This window comes from Pseudomonas sp. GW460-LB5, from assembly GCF_059423245.1.
Genome location: NZ_JBWKXT010000020.1, coordinates 1 through 21159, shown reverse-complemented (window position 1 = coordinate 21159; position 21159 = coordinate 1). Strand labels below are relative to the sequence as shown.

20 protein-coding genes and 1 other annotated feature are annotated in these 21159 nt (G+C 57.6%); of the genes, 12 read left to right on the top strand and 8 right to left on the bottom strand.

Annotation, left to right across the window (positions count from 1 at the left end; all coding sequences use genetic code 11):
• Positions 1-172 precede the first annotated feature (172 nt).
• From pmrG to AC07XM_RS14110, 3 genes are all read left to right on the top strand, one after another.
• Positions 173-859 carry a lipopolysaccharide core heptose(II)-phosphate phosphatase PmrG gene (gene pmrG, locus AC07XM_RS14120; protein ID WP_016489318.1) on the top strand — a complete coding sequence of 229 codons (687 nt, stop codon included), beginning with the start codon at positions 173-175 and terminating at the stop codon, positions 857-859.
• 154 nt (positions 860-1013) lie between these two features.
• On the top strand, positions 1014-1928 hold the full coding sequence (locus AC07XM_RS14115; RefSeq protein WP_016489319.1) for a histone deacetylase family protein: 915 nt from the start codon (positions 1014-1016) through the stop codon (positions 1926-1928).
• Positions 1929-2076: 148 nt separating this feature from the next.
• The gene (locus AC07XM_RS14110; RefSeq protein ID WP_023048885.1) at positions 2077-3318 is read left to right on the top strand and encodes a TIGR03862 family flavoprotein; all 1242 of its coding nucleotides are present in this window, start codon (positions 2077-2079) and stop codon (positions 3316-3318) included.
• A 34-nt stretch (positions 3319-3352) separates the two neighbouring features.
• Here the strand turns inward: AC07XM_RS14110 and rhlE1 are convergent, their stop codons facing one another.
• The 5 genes from rhlE1 to AC07XM_RS14085 all read right to left on the bottom strand — a co-directional run bounded on the left by rhlE1 (position 3353) and on the right by AC07XM_RS14085 (position 7806).
• A complete protein-coding gene (gene rhlE1 / locus AC07XM_RS14105; protein WP_060518539.1) occupies positions 3353-4675 on the bottom strand; it encodes an RNA helicase RhlE1 in 1323 nt (440 codons plus the stop codon).
• A 55-nt stretch (positions 4676-4730) separates the two neighbouring features.
• Entirely contained in the window at positions 4731-5651 is a 921-nt protein-coding gene (yedA, locus tag AC07XM_RS14100) for a drug/metabolite exporter YedA (RefSeq protein ID WP_023048887.1), read from the bottom strand.
• Positions 5652-5775: 124 nt separating this feature from the next.
• On the bottom strand, positions 5776-6381 hold the full coding sequence (locus tag AC07XM_RS14095; protein ID WP_016489323.1) for a 3'-5' exonuclease: 606 nt from the start codon (positions 6379-6381) through the stop codon (positions 5776-5778).
• Between the two features lie 9 nt (positions 6382-6390).
• Positions 6391-6870 carry a LabA-like NYN domain-containing protein gene (locus tag AC07XM_RS14090; protein ID WP_016489324.1) on the bottom strand — a complete coding sequence of 160 codons (480 nt, stop codon included), beginning with the start codon at positions 6868-6870 and terminating at the stop codon, positions 6391-6393.
• A gap of 159 nt (positions 6871-7029) precedes the next feature.
• Positions 7030-7806 carry a DUF2076 domain-containing protein gene (locus AC07XM_RS14085; protein ID WP_102689285.1) on the bottom strand — a complete coding sequence of 259 codons (777 nt, stop codon included), beginning with the start codon at positions 7804-7806 and terminating at the stop codon, positions 7030-7032.
• Between the two features lie 167 nt (positions 7807-7973).
• Here AC07XM_RS14085 and AC07XM_RS14080 point away from each other — a divergent pair, with 167 nt between their 5' ends.
• The 3 genes from AC07XM_RS14080 to AC07XM_RS14070 all read left to right on the top strand — a co-directional run bounded on the left by AC07XM_RS14080 (position 7974) and on the right by AC07XM_RS14070 (position 12436).
• Positions 7974-8627, top strand: a complete 654-nt coding sequence (locus AC07XM_RS14080; RefSeq protein WP_016489326.1) for a YciC family protein — start codon at positions 7974-7976, stop codon at positions 8625-8627.
• Between the two features lie 533 nt (positions 8628-9160).
• The gene (locus AC07XM_RS14075) at positions 9161-9955 is read left to right on the top strand and encodes a Hachiman antiphage defense system protein HamA (RefSeq protein ID WP_049275212.1); all 795 of its coding nucleotides are present in this window, start codon (positions 9161-9163) and stop codon (positions 9953-9955) included.
• Positions 9956-12436 carry a DEAD/DEAH box helicase gene (locus AC07XM_RS14070; protein ID WP_102689286.1) on the top strand — a complete coding sequence of 827 codons (2481 nt, stop codon included), beginning with the start codon at positions 9956-9958 and terminating at the stop codon, positions 12434-12436.
• An 88-nt stretch (positions 12437-12524) separates the two neighbouring features.
• Here AC07XM_RS14070 and AC07XM_RS14065 read toward each other — a convergent pair whose 3' ends face one another.
• Complete coding sequence (locus tag AC07XM_RS14065; protein WP_049275213.1) at positions 12525-13436, bottom strand: CAAX protease; 912 nt, start codon at positions 13434-13436, stop codon at positions 12525-12527.
• Between the two features lie 388 nt (positions 13437-13824).
• On the opposite strand from AC07XM_RS14065, the gene AC07XM_RS14060 reads away from it, so the two are divergent.
• On the top strand, positions 13825-14397 hold the full coding sequence (locus AC07XM_RS14060; RefSeq protein WP_028699935.1) for a hypothetical protein: 573 nt from the start codon (positions 13825-13827) through the stop codon (positions 14395-14397).
• An 86-nt stretch (positions 14398-14483) separates the two neighbouring features.
• Positions 14484-15605, top strand: coding sequence for a YiiX/YebB-like N1pC/P60 family cysteine hydrolase (locus AC07XM_RS14055; protein ID WP_028699936.1), 1122 nt, complete (start codon positions 14484-14486; stop codon positions 15603-15605).
• A gap of 155 nt (positions 15606-15760) precedes the next feature.
• Here the strand turns inward: AC07XM_RS14055 and AC07XM_RS14050 are convergent, their stop codons facing one another.
• Entirely contained in the window at positions 15761-16615 is an 855-nt protein-coding gene (locus AC07XM_RS14050) for a hypothetical protein (RefSeq protein WP_049275214.1), read from the bottom strand.
• A 181-nt stretch (positions 16616-16796) separates the two neighbouring features.
• Between AC07XM_RS14050 and AC07XM_RS14045 the strand changes: the two genes are divergently transcribed.
• Positions 16797-18019, top strand: a protein-coding gene (locus AC07XM_RS14045) for an IS3 family transposase (RefSeq protein ID WP_102689287.1) whose coding sequence is annotated in 2 segments (ribosomal slippage) — positions 16797-17082 and positions 17082-18019 — 1224 coding nt in all. Because the reading frame shifts where the segments join, the coding sequence is not laid out codon by codon here.
• Positions 17075-17191 (top strand) — a sequence feature (AL1L pseudoknot). It overlaps the preceding gene by 117 nt.
• 1 nt (position 18020) lies before the next feature.
• Here AC07XM_RS14045 and AC07XM_RS14040 read toward each other — a convergent pair.
• Complete coding sequence (locus AC07XM_RS14040; RefSeq protein ID WP_028699939.1) at positions 18021-18329, bottom strand: hypothetical protein; 309 nt, start codon at positions 18327-18329, stop codon at positions 18021-18023.
• A gap of 206 nt (positions 18330-18535) precedes the next feature.
• Between AC07XM_RS14040 and AC07XM_RS14035 the strand changes: the two genes are divergently transcribed.
• The 3 genes from AC07XM_RS14035 to AC07XM_RS14025 all read left to right on the top strand — a co-directional run.
• Positions 18536-19738 carry a zinc-dependent alcohol dehydrogenase gene (locus tag AC07XM_RS14035; protein WP_028697810.1) on the top strand — a complete coding sequence of 401 codons (1203 nt, stop codon included), beginning with the start codon at positions 18536-18538 and terminating at the stop codon, positions 19736-19738.
• Between the two features lie 13 nt (positions 19739-19751).
• Positions 19752-19985, top strand: coding sequence for a PLDc N-terminal domain-containing protein (locus AC07XM_RS14030; protein ID WP_028697811.1), 234 nt, complete (start codon positions 19752-19754; stop codon positions 19983-19985).
• Between the two features lie 32 nt (positions 19986-20017).
• A partial coding sequence (locus AC07XM_RS14025) for an SDR family oxidoreductase (RefSeq protein ID WP_495044875.1) occupies positions 20018-21159 on the top strand: 1142 nt, incomplete at its 3' end.

Genomic DNA, 21159 nt, shown 5'->3' with positions numbered 1-21159 from the left:
GCTCCGGTTTACCGCCTTGCAGTTTACAGCGTAGGCGCGGGCGCGGGGTTCACCCAGCCGGCAGCAGCCAAATGCAATTTTCACACGCCCTTCACCGGTCCCCGACAGGCCACTTGGCAGGATGCTGCCATCCACCTCCGCGCCAACCGCGGCACCGCCAACGGAGCAACACATGCTATCGAGCAACACCCTGGGACACCCTGCCATTCACGCCCGGCGCAAGCGGCGCCTGTCACGCAAAGCCCTCGGTGCCGCCCTTGGGCTTTGCATGGTCGTGGCGGCGGTGACCACCTGGCTGGCGACGAGGACGCATATCGTGGACCTTGGTAACGAGCAACAACTGAGTGACAGCGGCCTGCTGCAGGACTGGGCCGACGGCGCAGTGATCGTGATGATCCGCCACGCCGAACGCTGCGACAGCGCCCCCGGCCCCTGCCTGGGCGACCCCACCGGCATCACTGTGGCCGGCAGCCAGGCCGCCGGACGCGTTGGCCAAGGGTTGCACCAACTGGGCCTTGACAACGCCGATATGCTTAGCAGCCCGAAACTGCGCACCCGGCAAACCGCGCATTTCATCCTCGGCCAGGCGGTGGCCAGCGAGAACTGGCTGGAAGGCTGTGACAACCAGTTCGCCAGTGAAGCACTCTCACGCAAGCGCCCCGGCCACAACCTGGTGCTGGTGACCCACAATGGCTGCATCGACCATTTCGCCCGCCAGCAGAACGTTGCGGGTGGCGAGCGCGAGAGTGGCTATGCCAGTGCCCTGTTCGTGTCGGTGGATGGCAATGGCAAGGCACGCATCCTCGGGCGACTGAACGAACCCGACTGGCAACGCGTATTGGCCAGCACAGGAAAATAGCCCTCAAACGTAAACGCGATCCCTGTGGGAGCGGCCCAATCGCGACACAAGGCCGCTCCCACAAAAGGGCCAGTACCGGCGAAAAAAACAGGTACTCCCATTGCAGTCACCCGTCATGGCAAGATCAGCACTGGCCCTGATTGCGACCCCACCCATGCCGTTGCCGCTGATCTACCACGAAGACTACAGCCCGGAGTTCCCCGCCGAACACCGCTTCCCGATGGACAAGTTCCGCCTGCTGCATGACCACCTGGTGGACAGCGGGCTGACCACCGACCAGGCATTGCTGCGCCCGGACATCTGCCCCAACGACATCCTCGCCCTGGCCCACGACCGTGGCTATATCGAGCGTTACATGAACGGCGACCTGTCCCGCGAGGACCAGCGTCGCCTCGGCCTGCCCTGGAGCGAAGCCCTGGCCCGGCGCACGGTGCGGGCTGTGGGTGGCTCGCTGCTGACCGCCGAGATGGCGCTGCAACATGGCATCGCCTGCCACCTCGCCGGTGGCACCCACCATGCCCATTACGACCACCCCGCCGGCTTCTGCATCTTCAACGACCTGGCCGTGATCAGCCGCTACCTGCTGGAGGCTGGCCGGGTACACCGGGTACTGATCTTCGATTGCGATGTGCACCAGGGTGACGGCACCGCGCGCATCCTGCACGACACCCCCGAGGCCATCACCGTGTCGTTGCATTGCGAACAGAACTTCCCGGCCCGCAAGGCGCAGAGCGACTGGGACATTCCCCTGCCCCGTGGCATGGGCGATGCGGCCTACCTGAAGGTGGTGGACGACACCCTTAACTACCTGCTGCCGCTCTATCAACCCGACCTGGTGCTGTATGACGCCGGCGTCGATGTGCACAAGGACGACGCCCTGGGCTACCTGCAACTGACTGACGCCGGCCTGGCCGCCCGTGACGAAGCGGTGCTGCGCCATTGTCTGGGCCGTGACATCCCGGTGGTTGGCGTGATCGGCGGCGGCTACAGCAAGGACCGCGAAGCGTTGGCCAGGCGCCATGGCATCCTTCACCACAGCGCGGCACGCGTCATCGGTTGTTCACAGTGACTGTGGAACCGCTTGTGGATAACCTGCGGGAAAGGCGCTGTAGCCCTTTGTACGCAAGGCCTGCAGAACTATGATCATTTTTTGACCAGTGCTTCCATGGGCAGCGCTGCGCTAGAATGCGCATCTTTTCCACAGCCTGCTGCCCACCATGTCCGATCTGAACCCCGCCTCCCCTCCTCTCGCCGTCGTTATTGGTGGTGGCCCCGCCGGCCTGATGGCTGCCGAAGCACTGGCCCAGGCAGGCCTGGCGGTCGAGGTGTTCGACGCCATGCCTTCGGTGGGGCGCAAGTTCCTGCTGGCGGGTGTTGGCGGGATGAACATCACCCACTCCGAGCCGTACCCGGCGTTCGTTTCACGCTATGCCGGGCGCCAGGGCGAAGTCGAGGCGCTGCTGCGCGGCTTCGACGCCGAAGCCTTGCGCCAGTGGATTCACAGCCTGGGCATCGAAACCTTCGTCGGCACCTCGGGGCGGGTGTTCCCCACCGACATGAAAGCCGCCCCCCTGCTGCGCGCCTGGCTCAAGCGGCTGCGCGACTGCGGGGTAGTTATCCACACCCGCCACCGTTGGTTGGGCTGGAATGCCGACGGTGCCTTGCGGATCGCTTATCCACAGGGCGAGCGCGCGGTGCAGGCTGCAGTCGTGGTACTGGCGCTGGGTGGCGGCAGTTGGGCGCGATTGGGTTCGGATGGCGCCTGGCAGCCATTACTGGCCGAACGGGCTGTGGATATCTCGCCTTTGCAGCCCAGCAACTGCGGGTTTGAGGTGGATGGCTGGAGCGCATTGTTGAAGGAGAAATTCGCGGGCGCACCGCTGAAGAACATTGCCCTCAGCGTCCCCGGCAGCGCGCCGCGCAAAGGCGAGTTCATCCTCACCGCGCAGGGTGTTGAAGGCAGCCTGGTGTATGCCTGGTCGGCACCGGTGCGCGAAGCCATCAACCGCGAAGGCCGAGGGGTACTGCTGCTCGACCTGCTGCCAGACAAGCCTGTGGACAACATTGCCCAGGCACTGGCCAAGCCACGCGGTTCGCGCTCCATGGCCAAGCATCTGCACAGCCAGCTGGGCATTGATGGCGTCAAGGCGGCGCTGCTGCGCGAGCTGACCGATCAGGCGACCTTTGCCGACCCATTGGCGCTGGCCCAGGCGATCAAGGCCTTGCCGATCACATTGGTGCGTACGCGACCACTGGATGAAGCAATCAGCAGTGCCGGCGGGGTACGCTTCGAGGGGCTGGATGAGGGGTTGATGGTCAAAAGCATGCCGGGGGTGTTCTGTGCCGGCGAGATGCTGGACTGGGAGGCGCCGACCGGGGGGTACCTGCTGACGGCTTGCTTTGCCAGCGGGTTGCGTGCCGGGCGGGCGGCGGCGGAGTGGGTTACGCGGGTTTCCTGACAAATTTTGGGGCCGCAAAGCGGCCCCATCAATCTCAAGGCTTACGCTTACGCGGCCCACCATTGAAGCTCGGCACCTTGCGCACCGCCTTCACTGCCGGCTCCGGCTCCCCACTGTCCATCCAACGCCCCAGCCCGCGCTTGGCGCTGTTCTCTTTCGGCTTTTTGGGTTTCTTCGGCTTCTTGATCACCTGGCCACTGGCGTCGGTCATCGGCACCCGGTGATCAGGGATGAAATCCGGTTCTTCATGGCGTGGCAGGGTCTGCCGGGTCAGCACTTCGATAGCCCCCAGCAACTGCACTTCATCCGCGCACACCAGCGAAATCGCCTCGCCCTTGTTACCCGCCCGCCCGGTACGCCCGATGCGGTGCACGTAATCCTCGGCGACGATCGGCAGGTCGAGGTTGACCACCAGCGGCAGGTCGTCGATATCCAGGCCACGGGCCGCCACGTCGGTCGCCACCAGTACCTGAATCTCGCGGGCCTTGAAGCTGTCCAGCGCCCGCTGGCGGGTGGCCTGCGGGCGGTCACCGTGGATGCCGTCGGCGTTTACGCCTTCGGCCAGCAAGCGCGACACCAACTGGTCGACACCGTTACGGGTCTTGGCAAACACCAGCACCTGGCTCCAGCGCTGTTTGCGCAGCAGGTGACAGAACAGGTCTTCCTTGCGCTTTTTGTCCACAGGCACCAGCCACTGTTTGACGCTGGTTGCAGTGGCGTTGCGCGGGCTCACTTCGATACTGAGCGGGTCATTCAACGCCAGCCCCGCCAGTACGCGAATCTGGTCAGAGAACGTGGCAGAAAACAACAGCGTCTGGCGCTTGCGCGGCAGCGCGGCGTACACCGATTGCAGTTCTTCGGCAAAGCCCAGGTCGAGCATGCGGTCAGCTTCGTCCAGCACCAGCGTCTGCACCTGGTTGAACTTCACCGCATTCTGCCGGAACAGGTCGAGCAAGCGGCCCGGGGTGGCCACCAACAGGTCGACGCCACGGCGCAGGCGCATCATCTGGGGGTTGATGCTGACGCCGCCGTACACCGCGTAAGTGCTCAGGGGCAGGTTCTCGGCATACTCGCGCACGTTGTTGTGCACCTGCTCGGCCAGCTCACGGGTAGGCACCAGCACCAGCGCGCGGATCGAGTTGCTGGCCACCTTCTCGCCCTCCAGTGCCAGGCGCTGCAGCACGGGCAGGGCAAAGCCTGCGGTCTTGCCGGTGCCGGTCTGGGCCGCGGCCATCAGGTCGCGGCCGGCCAGCACGGCGGGGATGGCCTTGGCCTGCACCGGGGTCGGGGTGGTGTAGTCCAGCTGCTGCAGCGTGCGCAGCAGGGGTTCGATCAGGCCGAGTTTGGCGAAATTCATGGCAATACCGTCAGGGGGTTCAGCGAAGGCGGCAAGTTTACCGCATCACCCCGGCCTACTTGCAGATTTCGCCTTCCAACGGCTGCGCAGGCGCAGGTGCCTTGCGCCACTGTGGCAGGCCGATCAGCACCACCGCACCGATAATCACCGCCATGGCCACGCACTCCTCGGCGCCAATCTGTTCGCCGGCAAAGACAATGCCCAGCAGCACGGCAACCGCCGGGTTAACGTAGGCATAGCTGGTGGCCGCCGCCGGGCGTACGTGCTTGAGCAGGTACATGTAGGCACTGAACGCCAGGATCGAGCCGAAGAACACCAGGTAGGCCAACGCCCCCCAGCCGGCCGCAGTCGGCATCTGCGTCATACGCTCGCCAGACAGCACGCTGCCCAGCAACAGCGCCGCGCCACCCACCAGCATTTCTGCAGCGCTGGCCATCGGCCCTTGGGGCAACGGCAAGGTCTTGCTCCACACCGAACCGAACGCCCACGACGCCGCCGCGAAAACAATCAGCGCCGCACCCATCGGGCTTGCCTGCAGGTTGGAGCCCAGGTTCAGCAGGCCGATACCTACCAGCCCCAGGGCGATCCCAGCCCACTCCAATCTCGAGTTGCGGTGCCCGAACAACAGGCCGAACAGCAAGGTGAACAAGGGAACTGTGGCCACTGCCAGCGCCGCCACGCCCGATGCCACCCCTGCATGCTCGGCCACGGTCACGCCGCCGTTGCCACAGCTAAGCAGCAGAAAACCGATTGCCCCTGCCGCCCGCCACTGCGCCCAGGTCGGCGCCGGCGCACCACGCCAGCGCAGAAAACCGTACAGCAGACCACCCGCAATCAGGAAGCGCACCCCGGCCATGAGCATCGGCGGCCAGCTCTCCACACCAATGCGAATGAACAGGTAGGTAGAGCCCCAGACCAGGTACAAGGCCAGGAAAGCACCGATGAGCAACAACGGGAAGCGACGGGAGGCAGGCATGGGAAAACTCGAAATCCGTTTACGGGTCATTCAGTCTAACGGCCTGCCTGGGTCAAGGTACGTTACAGAACGGGTGCAAATGAGCGGCACAATTGTGGTGCGTCCGGTTTAGGGGCAGTGTTGCCTAACGGTATTTGGCCAGCGCTTCGCGCATTTTCGCAGCCGGGGTCTTCTGCAAACGGCAAAGCAGGTCGTGCGAGAGTTGCTGTACACCATGGGCCTGGCGCAATTCGCCTACCAAATGTTGCAGCAGGTTGGCGGCCATCTCGGCATCGGCCATGGCCCTGTGCGCGGTACCGGTATCCGGAAGGCCGGCCCAGCGGGTCAAAGTGCCCAGCTTGTGGTTCGGTGCCATCGGCAGCAGGCGCCGGGACAGCAGCAGAGAGCAGGCGAAAGACTGGCTACGGCTACGGCCAATGCGGCTCAGCTCGTAGTCCCAGAACTTCTGGTCGAAGGCAGCGTTGTGCGCCAGCAACGGGGTGACCCCGACGAACTCGGCGACTTCGTTCATTACCTTGTCCACCGGCGGCGCGCTGCGCAGCATGGCGGTGGTAATGCCAGTCAGCCCGGCGACGAAGGCTGGCACCGGCACACCGGCGTTCATCAGGCTCTGGTAGCGCTCGACAATGCGCCCGCCCTCCAGCATCACCACCGCCACTTCGGTAGCGCGGCAGCCGGCGCCAGGGCTGATGCCGGTAGTTTCAAAGTCGATTACAGCAATACGTTCCATCAAAGGGCCTCAATGTTTGAGCAATAGCTTACCCTCGATGGGCACATAGCGGGTGGCCGCACGGATCAACGACAAGGCGGTAAGCCCAGGCACGCCATACACCACGGCCTCTGTACCGTGGCGCTGGATCACCCGTTCCAGCAACAGGTCGAAGTCACCATCGCCAGAGGCCAGCACCACCTGGTCGACCCGGCTGGCCGCGTCGATCACATCCAGGGTAATACCCACATCCCAGTCCCCTTTGGCCGAACCATCGCTGCGCTGGATGAAGGGTTTGAGGCGGACATCGAAACCAAGGTTGCGCAAAATCTGCTGGAACTGCTGTTGCTTGCTGTCGCCACGGTCGATGGCATACGCCACCGCTTCGACAATCTGGCCTTCACGGCTGACGTCAGCCCACAACGCGGTGTAGTTGAAATGGCAGCCGTGCGCCTGGCGCACGGTGTAGTAGAGGTTCTGCACATCGGCGAACAGCGCGATCTTTTTCACCTGGGAACCTCATGTCTGGCCTGGGATACCGGGGGCTGCTGCGCAGCCCTTCGCGGGCACGCCCGCTCCCACAGGTGTCGTACATGTCACTGTGAGAGCGGGCGTGCCCGCGAAGGGGCGCCCAGCGCCCCCAGAATTGCCAGCAGTATGCCAGACCTGTCAGACGTACGAGTCGTCGTCCGAGAAGAACTCGCCATCGTCACTGCCGTAATCGGTGTCGGCATAACCGCCCTGGTCGCTGCCCCAACCACCGTTGTCAGCCACCTGCTGCTGCCCGCCCTGGTCGTTCCAGCCGCCGCTGTCACTGGCCGGTGCTGGCTCTTCCTTGATCACCTCGACCACCTCTTCCGGCTGCGAGTTATGGTTGAACAGGCTGCTGATGCCCTGCGCCAGCAACACACCACCGGCCACACCGGCTGCGGTCTGCATGGCCCCACCGAGGAAGCTGCTGGCACCGCTGCGCGCCGGCGCAGCGCCAAAGCCAGGCTGCTGCGGCTGAGGTTGAGGCTGAGGCTGAGGCTGGGAGAAACCTGGGGCCGACGGCTCGCGCCAGCCACCGCCGGATGCTGCAGGCGGCGCCGAAGGGCGCTGAGGCTGCACAGCCGGGGCCGCACTGCGCCCGCCCGAGCCAAAGATGCTGGACAAGAAGCCACCGCCGCCGTTGCCTGGTGCGCTGTTACCGGCTTGTGCGGCCTCGGCTTGGGCGCGGGCCTGCTTCAGCTCGGCCTCCAGTTGCTTGTTCTGCTCGTCGAGGCGTTTGATTGCCGCCTCCTGCACCAGAATTGCCTGTGCCATGTAGTAAGGCGCCGCCGGCTGCTGACGCAGGTGTTGCTCGATGCACGCCTGGGCCTGCGCGTCACGCGGCTGGTTCGGGTCTTCGGCTTGCTTGATGCGGCCGAACAGGCCGTCGATCAGGGTTTGTTCTTCAGTGTTCATGGGGCGACCTCGTGGGGTAGCGTGACAACGGACAGCGTCAAAGATGGGGTGTAGCGGCACAGGATTCAATCACCGGCGCCGTGAAACTTTTTTCAGCAAGTGACAGCCCCCCGCCTGCTTTGGGCTAAAGTTATGCCCCTGTTTTTACTGCCATGCGATGTTGACTGATGAATCCGCTGAGCGTTCTGCGCGACTCCCTGTACTTCTTCCGCCGCCACCTGCCGAACATTCTCCAGCTGTGCCTGCCGTTTGTGGTGCTGGAAGCCTTGCTCACCCAGCTGCTGTACCGGCAGATGGGCGACCAGGCATCGCCGGCCTACGGCATGCTGGTCAGCCTGCTGTTCTACCCGCTGTACAGTGCGGCACTGATTCTTTACCTGCACACCCGCAGCAACGGCCAGGACATCGGCAAGCGCGACCTGTTCGCCCGCGCCTTGCAACTATGGCCACAACTGGCCCTGCTGATCCTGATCAGCTCGCTGCTGATCATGGCCGGCCTTGCGCTGTTCATCTTCCCGGGCGTGTGGATCATGATCAACCTGGTGTTCGCCGAGTACCTGCTGGTGCTGCGCGGCCTGCCGGTGGTGCAGTCGATGCGCGAAAGCGCCCGCATGACTACCGGGCACTTCATGCGCATCATGATCTGCGTGCTGGCAGTGCTGGCACCGATCTGGCTGATCGACGGGCTGCTGCTGATGGCGTTCCCCGAGCCATCGCCCGGCATGGAGCTGGCCATGGACAGCCTCAGCGGCTTCCTGCAGCTGTTCAGCACTGTGGTGCTGTACCGCCTGTTCATGCTGCTGGAAGGTGAAGCCGACTGACCACCGGCCCGGCTACGGTCACGTCCCCCTGGGCTTGGCCCGTGCTGTAGCCTCGGCCACCAGCGGGTCGTCCGGCCAGTAATTACCACCATCGCAACTGCGATGCATAGATTGACACGCTCAAACCAGCAGAAAACCTGGGTTTCTCCCGCATACCCATTGACGGTGATTGACTGTCAATGGATTCGCCCTGGATTGACGCTTCTGCAGGTATTTTGAGGACATATTGACAGCCAAAATGTGCGCAGACTGCATCCAGCTCCACAACGATTGACACCCCGCGCCCCTCACCCTAAAACGGTAATCCACGCTAAGTTTGGGAGCGGGAAAATCTCGGGGTGTGAAAGACACCTCTCGCTATACTTCCTACTAAATGGCACAGTGCCTCCATGGCATTGATTGCCGTGAATTGCCTCTCTGATCGCGAGCGCAGACGCTCACCGGGGAGCTGATTCTTCTGCCAGATCCTCGAGTCCTGTCGCCTACGGCGATGGGGAAAGCAAAGGCTGCGGCCCCTTTGGAAAGATCGTGTTATGGATGGCGTAATTTTCAAGCAAACCGGTCAGTACGCAGTGTGCTGTGTTGAAAACTTTTCTGATGAGCTAAAGACCACGATACGAGACAACCTAACGCGTATCTGCCATGGCGCCGATCTCGCCAGCCGCAGCTCAATCATGTTCAAGTATGCAGCCACCCTCAAATCATTCTGGGATCGCTATTCGACTAAAGAAGATAAGACGCGAATTGGTATGCTTGGAGAACTCCTGGCACACGTGATCATTCTTAAAAAGCTCGATAGCTTCGATGTCATTTCCCCGTTCTTCAACATGGAAGAAAAACACATCAGGAAAGGCTTTGACCTCGTCCTGTACGAATCCGCTTCGAATGAAGTGTGGATCACCGAGGTAAAGTCGGGCGGAGCAGGCACAAGAACCTCTTGCGCAGCTACTAGCGCATTGCTGGCCAAGGCTCGAGATGACTTAAAGGGCCGACTTGCCGAGGCCGAGACGAACCATTGGCACAACGCGATCAATGCCGCCCAGAAATCAATCAATGAAAGTAAAGGCTACAAAGAATCAGTTCTTGAGATTCTAGGTCTAGAGGGTGACAACGCCTACCTGAACACTGCTGTTGCCTCAGACAACAATGTCGTTCTGGTATCTGCGCTATTCAACGATGCGACGCGAAAAGTAGAAGAGAAGACAGTCGAACATTTCACAAACAAGCTGATAGCCAACCCGATATTCAAAACCGTTCTAGTGCTATCGCTTCAGAAAGGAACGCTTCAGAAGCTAGAAGACTTCCTTCGCACAGAGGCAGGATGCTAAATGCAAGAGCTCACCATCAAGGAGTTAGCAAAAACCCGTTTCAAAGACATTTACATGAACCTTCTGCGCGGTCATGAAATGTCCGATGGGGAAACTGTAAAACTTCTCGCTATCGCTGTATTACTACTTAATCACAGCGCGGCAGAAATTAAGCGCCTAGGTTATCGAATCACCCTGCTTTATGGAAACCTTACTGGCCGATACGAGCCTCTTTACGACGTAGCCGTGAACAGCGGGCTTCTCCCAGTTTCTGCCGTTATCGGAAAGTCGTTTGAGCAAGATGAACGGCTGAGCAACTCTTTTATCCAGAACATCGTAAGTAGCTACGTAGATACCTTCCGCGATCAAGAGATGGTGCTTACAGAGCAGCAGGACACCTTGAGAACTTTCGTACAAGCTGAGTATGAAAATTCATCAGTTGTAGTAGCTCCGACCTCTTACGGCAAATCAGATCTGATCATTAAGTCCGTTAGAGACAACCCTGAAAAACGTGTACTCATTCTTGTACCCTCAAAAGCCTTACTGGCTCAGACAAAAAAGCGGTTGATTTATGCTGACATCAACGACATGGGCAAAGTCATCACGCACCCCGAGATGTATTCTCCTGAGCGAAACTGCCGCGTTTTTGTACTGACTCAAGAACGACTGAATCGCATGCTTAACGAGCATAGTTATTTAAAATTCGACATGGTGTTCGTGGACGAGGCGCACAACCTCCTCCAGGGCGATAGCCGCAACGAACTATTGGCCACGATGCTATGTATTTTGGGAGCTCGCAACCCCGACACTTCCTTCAAGTTTCTAACTCCATTCCTTTGCAATGAGCTTAATGTTCGTGTTCGCTACTTGGACATGACACCGAAGGGATTCAGGATTGATGAGTATATAAAATCCGAGCGTTTCCTTGTTAGGGACTTCAGAACCGGAAAGGATGATGGAAAGCTTAAGCTCTATGATCATTTCCTTAACCACTGGATTGACTTAGATCGCAAGCACAAGAACTGCTTTGACCTTATTAAAAATGAATCCCTTGCCAAGAACATTATCTACGGAAACACGAAAAAACGGATCGAGCAATTTGCGCTCGAACTAGCCGAGAGCTTGCCAAACATTGAATGCCCACTGGTTCAAACAGCTTGCGACGAACTCGAGGAAACGTTCGACAAGCGCTATCGGCTCATCGCTTGCCTACGAAAGGGTGTGATGTACCATCACGGTTCAATCCCAGATACCATCCGTCTTTATCTTGAAAATCTGTTCAATAAGTCCAAGGCGATTAAATACCTGGTATGCAACTCAACGTTGCTTGAAGGAGTAAATTTACCAATCGAGCGACTGTTTATATTTGACTACTCCAAAGGAATAGGAAACCTGACGTCATCACAGTTCAAAAATTTGATTGGTCGGGTAAACAGATTTAGTGAGGTATTTGACCCCAAGGCGGGTTCTGCGCTGCAAAAGCTTGAATCCAGCATTTACCTTTTGGGTGTTGATGAATACACCCACAAGAGAGCGAACCTCAAGACGTTCTACGAAAATTCCGTAAACGTCTCGAAAGAAGACGAAGACACGGTCAACAATGTTCTCCTCGAAGCAGCTGACATAAGTGATGACAAGGCCGCCCTACGCCACAAGGACGCGGTATCAAGGCTTGAAAACCTTCAGCCAGGCGTTGTCACTGGCGAAGAATGCAAATATGTAAAGACAGAGGTTGGCCGCTTAATGATCGCCAACAGCGTCAGCGAAATCGACGTATTTGCCTCAGAAGAAGACGTGGACGAAGCCATTAGCCTATCACTCGAGGCGAATGGGCCAATCAATACCGCCGACCGGCTCTTAACCGACATCAAGACTTGCTTCATCGAAAAGTTTCATGCAGGAACAAAAAATAGCGACATGCTGCGCCTAAAAAATCAGGCAGCGTTGGACTTTTACGCAATGTTCCTGGATTGGAAACTAAAAAAACGCACTACAAAACAAATCATCAGACACACGTTAAAATACTGGGAAGATCTCCCCCAAACGAAAGGCACTGACTATGTATACGTGTCCAGCTGGGGCGACACCAAGTACAAAAATAGCCATAGTGCTCACTATGTAAGAATTTCACGAAAGAACGACGTAGAACGAGTCAATCTCGCAATCGTAAGGCTCAAAGACGAAGACGACTTTTTTGACAACAAAATCTTCAGATTCCTTGAGATCCTCAATGGAGTGGGCGCCGTAGAGCCTAGCTTCTACAAGCGAGTGAAGTACGGTACCGACGATGAATCAAAAATCAAATTGATTCGCGAGGGGTATAGTCGCGGATTATCCGAACTGTTGCTTGATCGATACCCTCGGTATGTGCGCATGAATGCGAATGGTGAGATCGAGGTCAGCTCCCATGTAATCGGGCTGATGAGACGGAACGAAGAAAGTGACCTGCTGATCTTTGAAGCCCAGCTGAACTTGAAACCTGTGCCAGAGCAGTCGGCGTAGCTCCACAGAGAGCTGAAGGATGATGCCCGCTGGCCTGGTTGATACCGGGAGGGCGGGCAGGACTCGGAGGCGGCCAGCAGAACACCTATCAGTCAGCCTGAAGGGTATAGACCGCCTTCCGCTTTCCATATAACGCGATTTTCATAACCTCATTTCCAGCGCTTGCAGCCTCTGCAACCTTGATGAGCTTGACCATGCTGTTGACCGTGCTCGTCTTGGACTGGTACTTGAACCGTTCGATTTCGGCCACGGAGCAGGCACGGTAGGCCGTTCGGATCACCCCGGATCTCTCTAGAAGGTCGATCTTTTCGGGCGAAATCCATGAGATCAGCTCAGTGATTTTGCTGATTTTCTCGTGCAGGTGGGCCACTGCTTGGTGTTCATCATTGACGTTGAAGCGCTTCCAAGCGGGTTCGTGGTGGAACACTCGATTTCGGAACTTCCGTACCAGCGCAACCTGATCCTTGCACCCGGCCAGCATGGCGCTCGCCTGACTCGTTGGCCACTGGCCCTTGAAAACCCGCCCAAGATTCTTCGGCCAGATAAGGTTGTTACCCATATATTCGTTGTCCAGAACGAATTCCCACGTGGAAAATTCCGTTTTGGATACGACCTCTTGGTGGTCTGGCTGCCCACTGACCTGCCGGCTTTTGCGCTCGTACCAGGCGGTGTTGAAGGCTGACCCGAAATTTTTAGTCAGTTTCGCGACCGCATCGGGCACCTGGCCTCCGGGAGTAAAGCTCTTGTACTTAAGCGTCTTTGCCTTCCACCAAAATTTCCCAAGATCAGCCGTCAGGGCGGTGTCAATCGAGTTCCGTAACGTGACCTCCGCCGCGCTGAGCAGGGGGTAGAGAACCCCACAAACGTGCGAGTTCCACAGGTAGGCCCCCACTAGCTCAGCGTCATTGCTGGTCGAAAATACCTTGCTGTAACTGGCGATTCGGTGAGAGCTGATGAGGTGGTCGATCAGCTGGGGTCTATACTGGATGGTGTGAGGCATGCTCGGCTTCCTACTGGCCAGGTGCCTGTATAAAGGGGGTTGACATCAGTGTCAACCGCTCGTAGGATTGAGAAACGGTTGGCATTGAGCTCCAATGAGCGAAAGCTTACGACTCCTTGCAAAGACCACGAAACACCCGCCCCGGCCTCGAGCCGGGGTTTTCGTTTCTGGAATATAAGTACTCATTTCACCCCCTCGTACACGTCGCCTCCCCCGTTATCATCCCGCTTCCAAACCGCCATTCCTGCACCTAAAAAGCGCCCTAAATCGTTCACGTATTCCTTGCTAGTCAGCCGTTAGGCTACCATCGACCTGCCACCATATAGCCATCACTTCGTAACGCTCGTTTAGGCCTTCAGGCTCAGAACTGGTTGATCAGAGGGAACTCATGCCGAACATTTGGCTCAAGCTGTCGGGCGTTCTCGGAGCCTGGTTCGTCTCCGCGGTTGTCCTGCTCATTGCTCCGATCCTGTTCTTTCCCTTCACTCTTATTGGCTGGCTGGCATTCGGATTTGCTTCGCCGGCAGCCGTCTACTTCTTCATCTACGACAAAGATCACATGGCCGTCGTAGGCGTGCTCCTGATGCTGCTCCTGGCTTGGAAGGAGGGCTTCAAGGCATCGCTGAGCGACGCTGCTGCCTTGGCAAAATACGAATACGAGACGGATAACCCAGGATGGCTCGAGCGCTACTACCTTCGTCGAAACCGAGACCTGGTCGAGGCCTACTGGCGGGTCTACAACTTCGAGGTGGCAGAGGACTCGCTGGAGGAGTACCTGAAGAAATACATGCCTGAGGTTTACAGGCACCACACACAGGGGCTGTCATTCCTGCCCGATTGGCCGATCTTTCAGCATGTCAGTGGACACGTTCGAAGCGGTCACATCCGAAACACCCGCAATGGCCCCGTGGCGGTGAGATCGCACCATGTCTCCGGCCATACCAGGACTAGGCGCCGATGAGCCGCAGGCGGCAGAAATGCCAATCGTGGCCTTCGTCACTACCCCTCAATTAAAATCATATTTGAGAACTAGAAGAAGGACTTTCGATGTCTTCCAATAAATTCATCCTAGAGCGTTCACTGCTCCGCCGTGCCGATATCCTTCTGACCGGTGATAAGAGCCTCACCAGTCTGGGGATCCGAGCCGCCACCGCAAGCAGATACTCTCATGCTGCCCTTTACATCGGAGGAACCACAATCGAAGCTACTCTCGATGGTGTGTTTTCCAAAAGTCCACAGCGCCTGATCTTTGACAAAGCAACTGATATTCTTGTACTACGCGCCAAACGGCCACTTTCCGAAGAAGAGGTAAACGCTATATGCGACTATGCACAATCGAAGGTTGGAAGTCTTTACTCGGTCAATGAGGCAATCACGGTAAGAGCGAGATCGCTACTGCGGCACAAGGAAAGTGAACGACAGTTCTGTTCTCGCTTGGTAGCTAAGTCCTTTGAACACGCAAACTTCAATCTCATCAATTTGAGAAATCCCGCGTTCTGCACTCCGAGACAACTCTCGCTGTGTCAAGCCTTTGAGCCCGTTCCAGGGGTGGTTAGGCCTGCTAGCGAAGCAGAGGTTACCTTCGCGATGACGGAGGATCCAAACCAGACGCATCAGCGGCAAACCTATGACTGGCTAGGCAAGGTCAGACATCTAGTAGGTGAGAATGAGGAACTGGCTAAAAAATGGGATATCCAAGCGCTTGATGATGTCAACAGCTTCCTGCTTGCTCACCCAGAGTACGACCAACAAATATCTGAATTCATGCAGAGCAGCGGTTATCTTGAATTCTACAAAATAGAATCAATAAACAACCCGCATCGATACAGCAGCAAACTCCTCATACATCAACTTAGGCAAATTGAAGATCCTGGCGACTATATCGACGACGAGCTTGAAAAGGAGCCTGGCCTTTTCCGAAGGTTTGGAACAATGCAATATCAGCTTTCGCAGCTATATAAAGAAAAAAATCTTAATTTTTTCTGGCTACAGATAAGACTCTACAACAATATGCTTAAGGAAATCCTTATCCGAGTATCGGTAATTCGGGACACTTACCTTAGTCTTAGAATGCCGGAAGAGGCCCAAAATCTGAATTCAACCATTGAGACCGTTGCATCTGTGGTTCGCCAAGGGCAAGAGTTGTTGGATGGACATCGCCCAATCTGAATAAGATCACAGGGGTTGCGCTGATAGGGATGCTACGAAAGCAGACACTTGGATGCGCCACCTATCAGCATGTAGCCTCTACACGAATGCCGATGGGGTGACGCCGCCCTTCCGAGAACCTGGAATCGCCAAAAGGAATGGCAGCCTATTTATCCTCAGCGCTTAACTTTAGCAAGCGTATCTACGACTTTTTCCAAGAGCTCAAGTTCACCCTTCTCCAGCTTTCTGGCTTCAAGGATCTCTGTAGACTGATCTTTCTCAAGTGCGGAAATCTTTGAGAAATAGCAGTCGCTTTTCAGAAGCTCCATCAAATTGATCTTCGGCTCGGATTCAGCTGAGAGTATGAGCAGCGCGCTGACTTCCTCCCGCCTTCTTGCGATCGACTCGTAATACCTAAACTCATCCATAGCCGATCGATACTGCCTCAAGAAAAAGAAAGCAACAAACTCAATAAAGAACAGTATCCCGAACTTTGGCGCCAAAAGCAGCAGCTTATCGATCAGCTGACCCGGCTCATTTAAAACGGGCGTCTGGATATAGAAAAAAGCAAGGCCGGAAAATGCCACCAATATACCGAGAAGTAGATATACGCCAGCACGCCCATAAATGCTTCTGGCCAAATTGCGGGAATTTTCAGCCTGATCAAACAGGAGATCCGCTCCGCTTGCAACGCGAGAACGCTTTGCATGGCTACCGTCTAAACCATCCCCAACCCTTGGTGGGACATTATGTTCTAGACTGGCAGATGCCTGATGGAAAGCCTTACCTTTCAGCAAAAACTCCAAAGGAAAGCTTGAGAATATTTGCCTAAAGAATATTGGAAAAAGGATAAATAGCGTAGAAACAATAATTAATCCAAAATTTTCCTGAAGAGAATAATCAATAGCTCTGTACCCGTAAACATATGTCTGACGGAAGAACAAAAGTAATGGCACAACCATCCAGATAAGCATCTCGACAGACTGCGGAGGCGACCAAAGAAATTTTAGAAATTTAACCGGCTTATTCATTCACACTGGCTCAGACAATGAAAGCACTAAATATCCTCAAAGGGATCAATATCCTCAAAGGGATCCTCTAGCGTATTTGATAAGTAATTTCACGAACATAGCTTAATGACATCATCGCAGACAATCTATTCTGAATAGCCCCGGGTTTCGTGGAGGCCTCAACTCTTGAGAAGATGAGGCCATGAGAAAGACTACGACCTACTCCCCTGAAGTCCGTGAACGTGCCGTGCGCATGGTTCTGGAACACCTGAATGACTACCCCTCCGAGTGGGCGGCCATTGAGGCCATTGCCCCGAAGATTGGCTGTGCCGCGCAAACCCTGCATGGCTGGATTCGTCGCCAGCAGACAGATGTGGGGCAGCGCCCCGGTCAGACTAGTGAAGAGCGTGAGCGCATCAAGGCCCTGGAGCGAGAGAATCGCGAGCTGCGCAAAGCCAACGAGATCCTGCGCCTGGCCAGTGCGTATTTTGCCCAGGCGGAGCTCGACCGCCGCACCAAGTCCTGAGGGCATTCGTCGATCAGCATCGTGACCGTCTCGGGGTCGAGTCGATTTACCGTGTCTTGCAAATCGCCCCGTCCGGTTACCGCAGGCACGCGGCACAGCAACGCAACCCGGCACTACGCTGCTGCCGTGCTAAGCGTGATGACGCGTTGACCCTGGAAGTCCAGCGGGTGTGGGACACCAACATGCAGTGCTATGGCGCAGTGAAAGTCTGGAAGCAACTCAGGCGAGAAGGTATCGAGGCGGCCAGATGTACGGTAGAGCGGTTGATGCGTCGGGCTGGATTGCAGGGCATCAGGCGCGGCCAGATCCTGCGCACAACGGTGGCCGGCGACAAGTCGCTCTGCCTGCTGGATCGCGTGCAGCGCCAATTCCATGCCGACCGCCCAAATCAGCTGTGGGTATCGGACTTCACGTATGTGTCGACCTGGCAGGGCTGGCTGTATGTGGCGTTCGTGATCGACGTCTTTGCACGCCGTATCGTCGGCTGGCGAGTCAGTACCAGCATGAAGACCGACTTCGTGCTGGATGCCCTGGAGCAAGCCCTGTATGCCCGCCAGCCACATCGTACGGGTGGCCTGATCCATCACAGCGACCGTGGCAGCCAGTACGTCTCGATCCGCTATACCGAGCGACTGGCAGAGGCCGGCATTGAACCTTCAGTTGGCAGCAAGGGCGACAGCTATGACAACGCCCTGGCTGAGACTATCAACGGGCTGTACAAGGCCGAGCTGATCTACCGCCAGTCGTGGAAGAGCCGCGAGGCTGTTGAGATGGCGACCTTGAAATGGGTGCACTGGTACAACCACCAGCGGTTGCTGAGCTCAATCGGCTATATCCCGCCTGCGGAGGCTGAGGCAAACTTCCACCAGCAACAAGCAGGTCAGGCCATTGCGGCCTGACTTAAACGAAACGGCCTCCACGAAACCCGGGGCGATTCAGGTTGTATTTTTCAAGGCTGGAGGCACCGGGATTGGTGGCCGTATCGGGCTCGATGACGACCTTGCCCAAAATCACCTCAACGAGCGTGGCCAGGGTTTTGCGCTGAGCCTTGGCTTCAGCAGTGAGGATCTGAACGGCCATGGTTTCACGCAGATCCGGGAGTGCTTCGCCAGCCTCCAATGCCTCCGCTTCTGTAAGCGCTTGTACCTGCTCAAGCACTTCAGGTCGTGAGGCAGCGAACACCATGAATGCCAACATCGTGTCGTCCATCGCCCCGCCCCTCGTTTAATCGGCCTGGCTCTTGTGGCACGGGCTCAGATCGTTCGATACCGGTGTGATCAGGAATGTTCAGCTTGAAATGGTGGCGTCGAGAATGAGTTTTAAGTACCACCGGACTTGTTGGGCTGAACTTTGCCATCTGTCCTGGCTTCCCCTGCATACCTACCACGGAAAAACGCCTGCAGGAGCTTACCCTCATGAGAGCGCTCACCTACCACGGAGCACACGACGTCAGGGTCGATAACGTCCCCGATCCCATCATCGAGCACGAAGACGACATCATCCTCAGGGTCACCGCCACGGCCATTTGTGGCTCTGACCTGCACCTCTACCGAGGCAAAATTCCAGAAACCGAAGCGGGTGATATCTTCGGCCATGAGTTCATGGGCATCGTCGAAGATACTGGCAGTGCCGTCACCAATCTGCAGATCGGCGACCGCGTAGTGATTCCCTTTGTGATCGCTTGCGGCAGTTGCTTCTTCTGTCAGCACGATCTGTTTGCTGCCTGTGAAACCACCAACACAGGTCGTGGTGCGATCATCAACAAGAAGGGGATTCCCCCAGGCGCCGCGCTGTTTGGATATAGCCATCTCTATGGCGGTATCCCTGGCGGCCAGGCGGATTACGTGAGGGTGCCCAAGGGCAACGTCGGCCCGTTCAAAGTGCCCACCGAGCTGGCCGATGACAAGGTACTGTTTCTCTCGGACATCCTGCCGACCGCGTGGCAGGCGGTCATCAATGCCGAAATAGGCCAAGGGTCATCGGTGGCGATCTACGGCGCCGGGCCGGTGGGCTTGCTGAGCGCCGCCTGTGCGCGAATGCTCGGTGCCCAGACCATCTTCATGGTCGATGACAACGGCTACCGCCTGGCTTACGCCCGCGAGGCTTACGGCGTCATACCCATCAACTTCGAGCAGGACGACGATCCAGCCGACAGCATCATCCGTCAGACTCCAGGCATGCGCGGGGTCGATGCGGTGATCGATGCGGTCGGATTCGAGGCCAAAGGCAGCACTGCCGAAACGGTAATGACGGCGCTGAAGATCGAAGGCAGCAGCGGCAAGGCGCTGCGCCAGAGCATTGCTGCAGTGCGTCGTGGTGGCGTTGTCAGCGTCCCCGGTGTGTACGCCGGCTTCATCCACGCGTTCATGTTCGGCGATGCCTTCGACAAAGGCCTTACCTTCAAGATGGGCCAGACCCATGTGCAGAAATATTTGCCTGAACTTCTTGAACACATCGAGGCAGGACGCCTGCAACCAGAGCTGATCGTCACCCACCGCCTGGCCCTCGAAGAAGCGGCCATGGGCTACAAAATGTTCGATCAGAAGCAGGACAACTGTCGCAAGGTCATCCTCGTGCCAGGCGCGGCAGCGGGCGCCTTGGGCCCTGACTTCGTGTAGAGGAGTCAAGCACATGAACGGTATCGCCAGCTACTTCTGGATTGCCGTCGCGGCAATCCTTTTACTGATCGATCTGTGGGCCATCGTCAGCGTCTTCAGAAGCGACAAGTCAGATGCAGTCAAAGCGGCCTGGGCTCTGCTGATACTCGCGCTACCGCTGGTTGGCCTGGGTATCTGGGGCGTTGCCGGCCCGCGAGGCATCAAGCGAGGCACCGGGCCCACTTCCGATGAGCACAGCAAAGGCTGACATTTCCGAGCTCCACTTACAGGGGTTTCAACATGATCAATCAAGCGACAGGCATGAAATCAGGCAAACGCTATCGCGTGGAAAACGTGGAGCGCGCTCATCAGTTCCCCGGCTTCTTTCAAGACGGGAAGTATTATCTCGGCCCTGAGCTTCTCACCGCCGTGGGCTGGCTCGAAGGTACGCGCTTCATCTACGACAGCCTGGATGCCGAAGGTGAGCCCGTATTTCCAAACCGGGAGGCAGGCACGGTGGAAGGGCTGACGTTGACCCTGATCGATGGCACCTCTCTTGAGCTCTCGCGGATCGAGGCCAGCGAAACCGTTGCCCCCCTTGACCCCAGCGCCTCGGGTGCGCAACGAGAAGCGCCTGTCCGTGGCGCTCCGCTCAAAGGGCCTCTGCGCGGCAAGGTCGTGGTCATCACCGGCGCATCCAGCGGCATAGGCCGAGCAGCCGCGCATGCCTTTGCGTGCAAAGGTGCTCGCCTGGTACTCGCCGCACGCGACGAAGAGGCGTTGTTCGACGTACTGGATGAATGCACCGATTGCGGTACGGACGCCATAGCGATCACGACCGACGTTACCCACAGCGACCAGGTTCAAGCGCTTGCCGTTCAGGCCGCAGACTTTGGACATGGACGGATCGATATCTGGGTCAACAATGCCGGGGTCGGCGCGGTCGGCAATTTCGAAGAAACGCCGTTGGAGGCGCACGAGCAGGTCATCCAGACTGACCTGATCGGTTACCTGCGAGGTGCCTACGTCGCCCTTCCCTACTTCAAGGCTCAGGGTAACGGCACGCTCATCAACACGCTGTCGCTGGGCAGCTGGGTGGCCCAGCCCTACGCCGCCGCTTATTCGGCGAGCAAATTCGGCTTACGTGGACTGACCGAGGCATTGCGAGGCGAGCTGACTGAATATCCCAACATCCATGTCTGCGATATCTATCCAGCAGTCATGGACACACCTGGCTTCCGAGACGGTGGCAACTACACCGGACATACGCTGACACCGCCAGGCCCCGTATACGATCCCGAGATGGTGGCAAAGGCTATGGTGGCCTGCGCAATCTCGCCTCGGGCTCACACCACCGTTGGCGCTGCAGCGCGCATCGCGCATTTGGCCAGCTACCTGATACCAGGGCTGCCTCTGTTGTCAGGGAAGCTGACGCGCTGGGG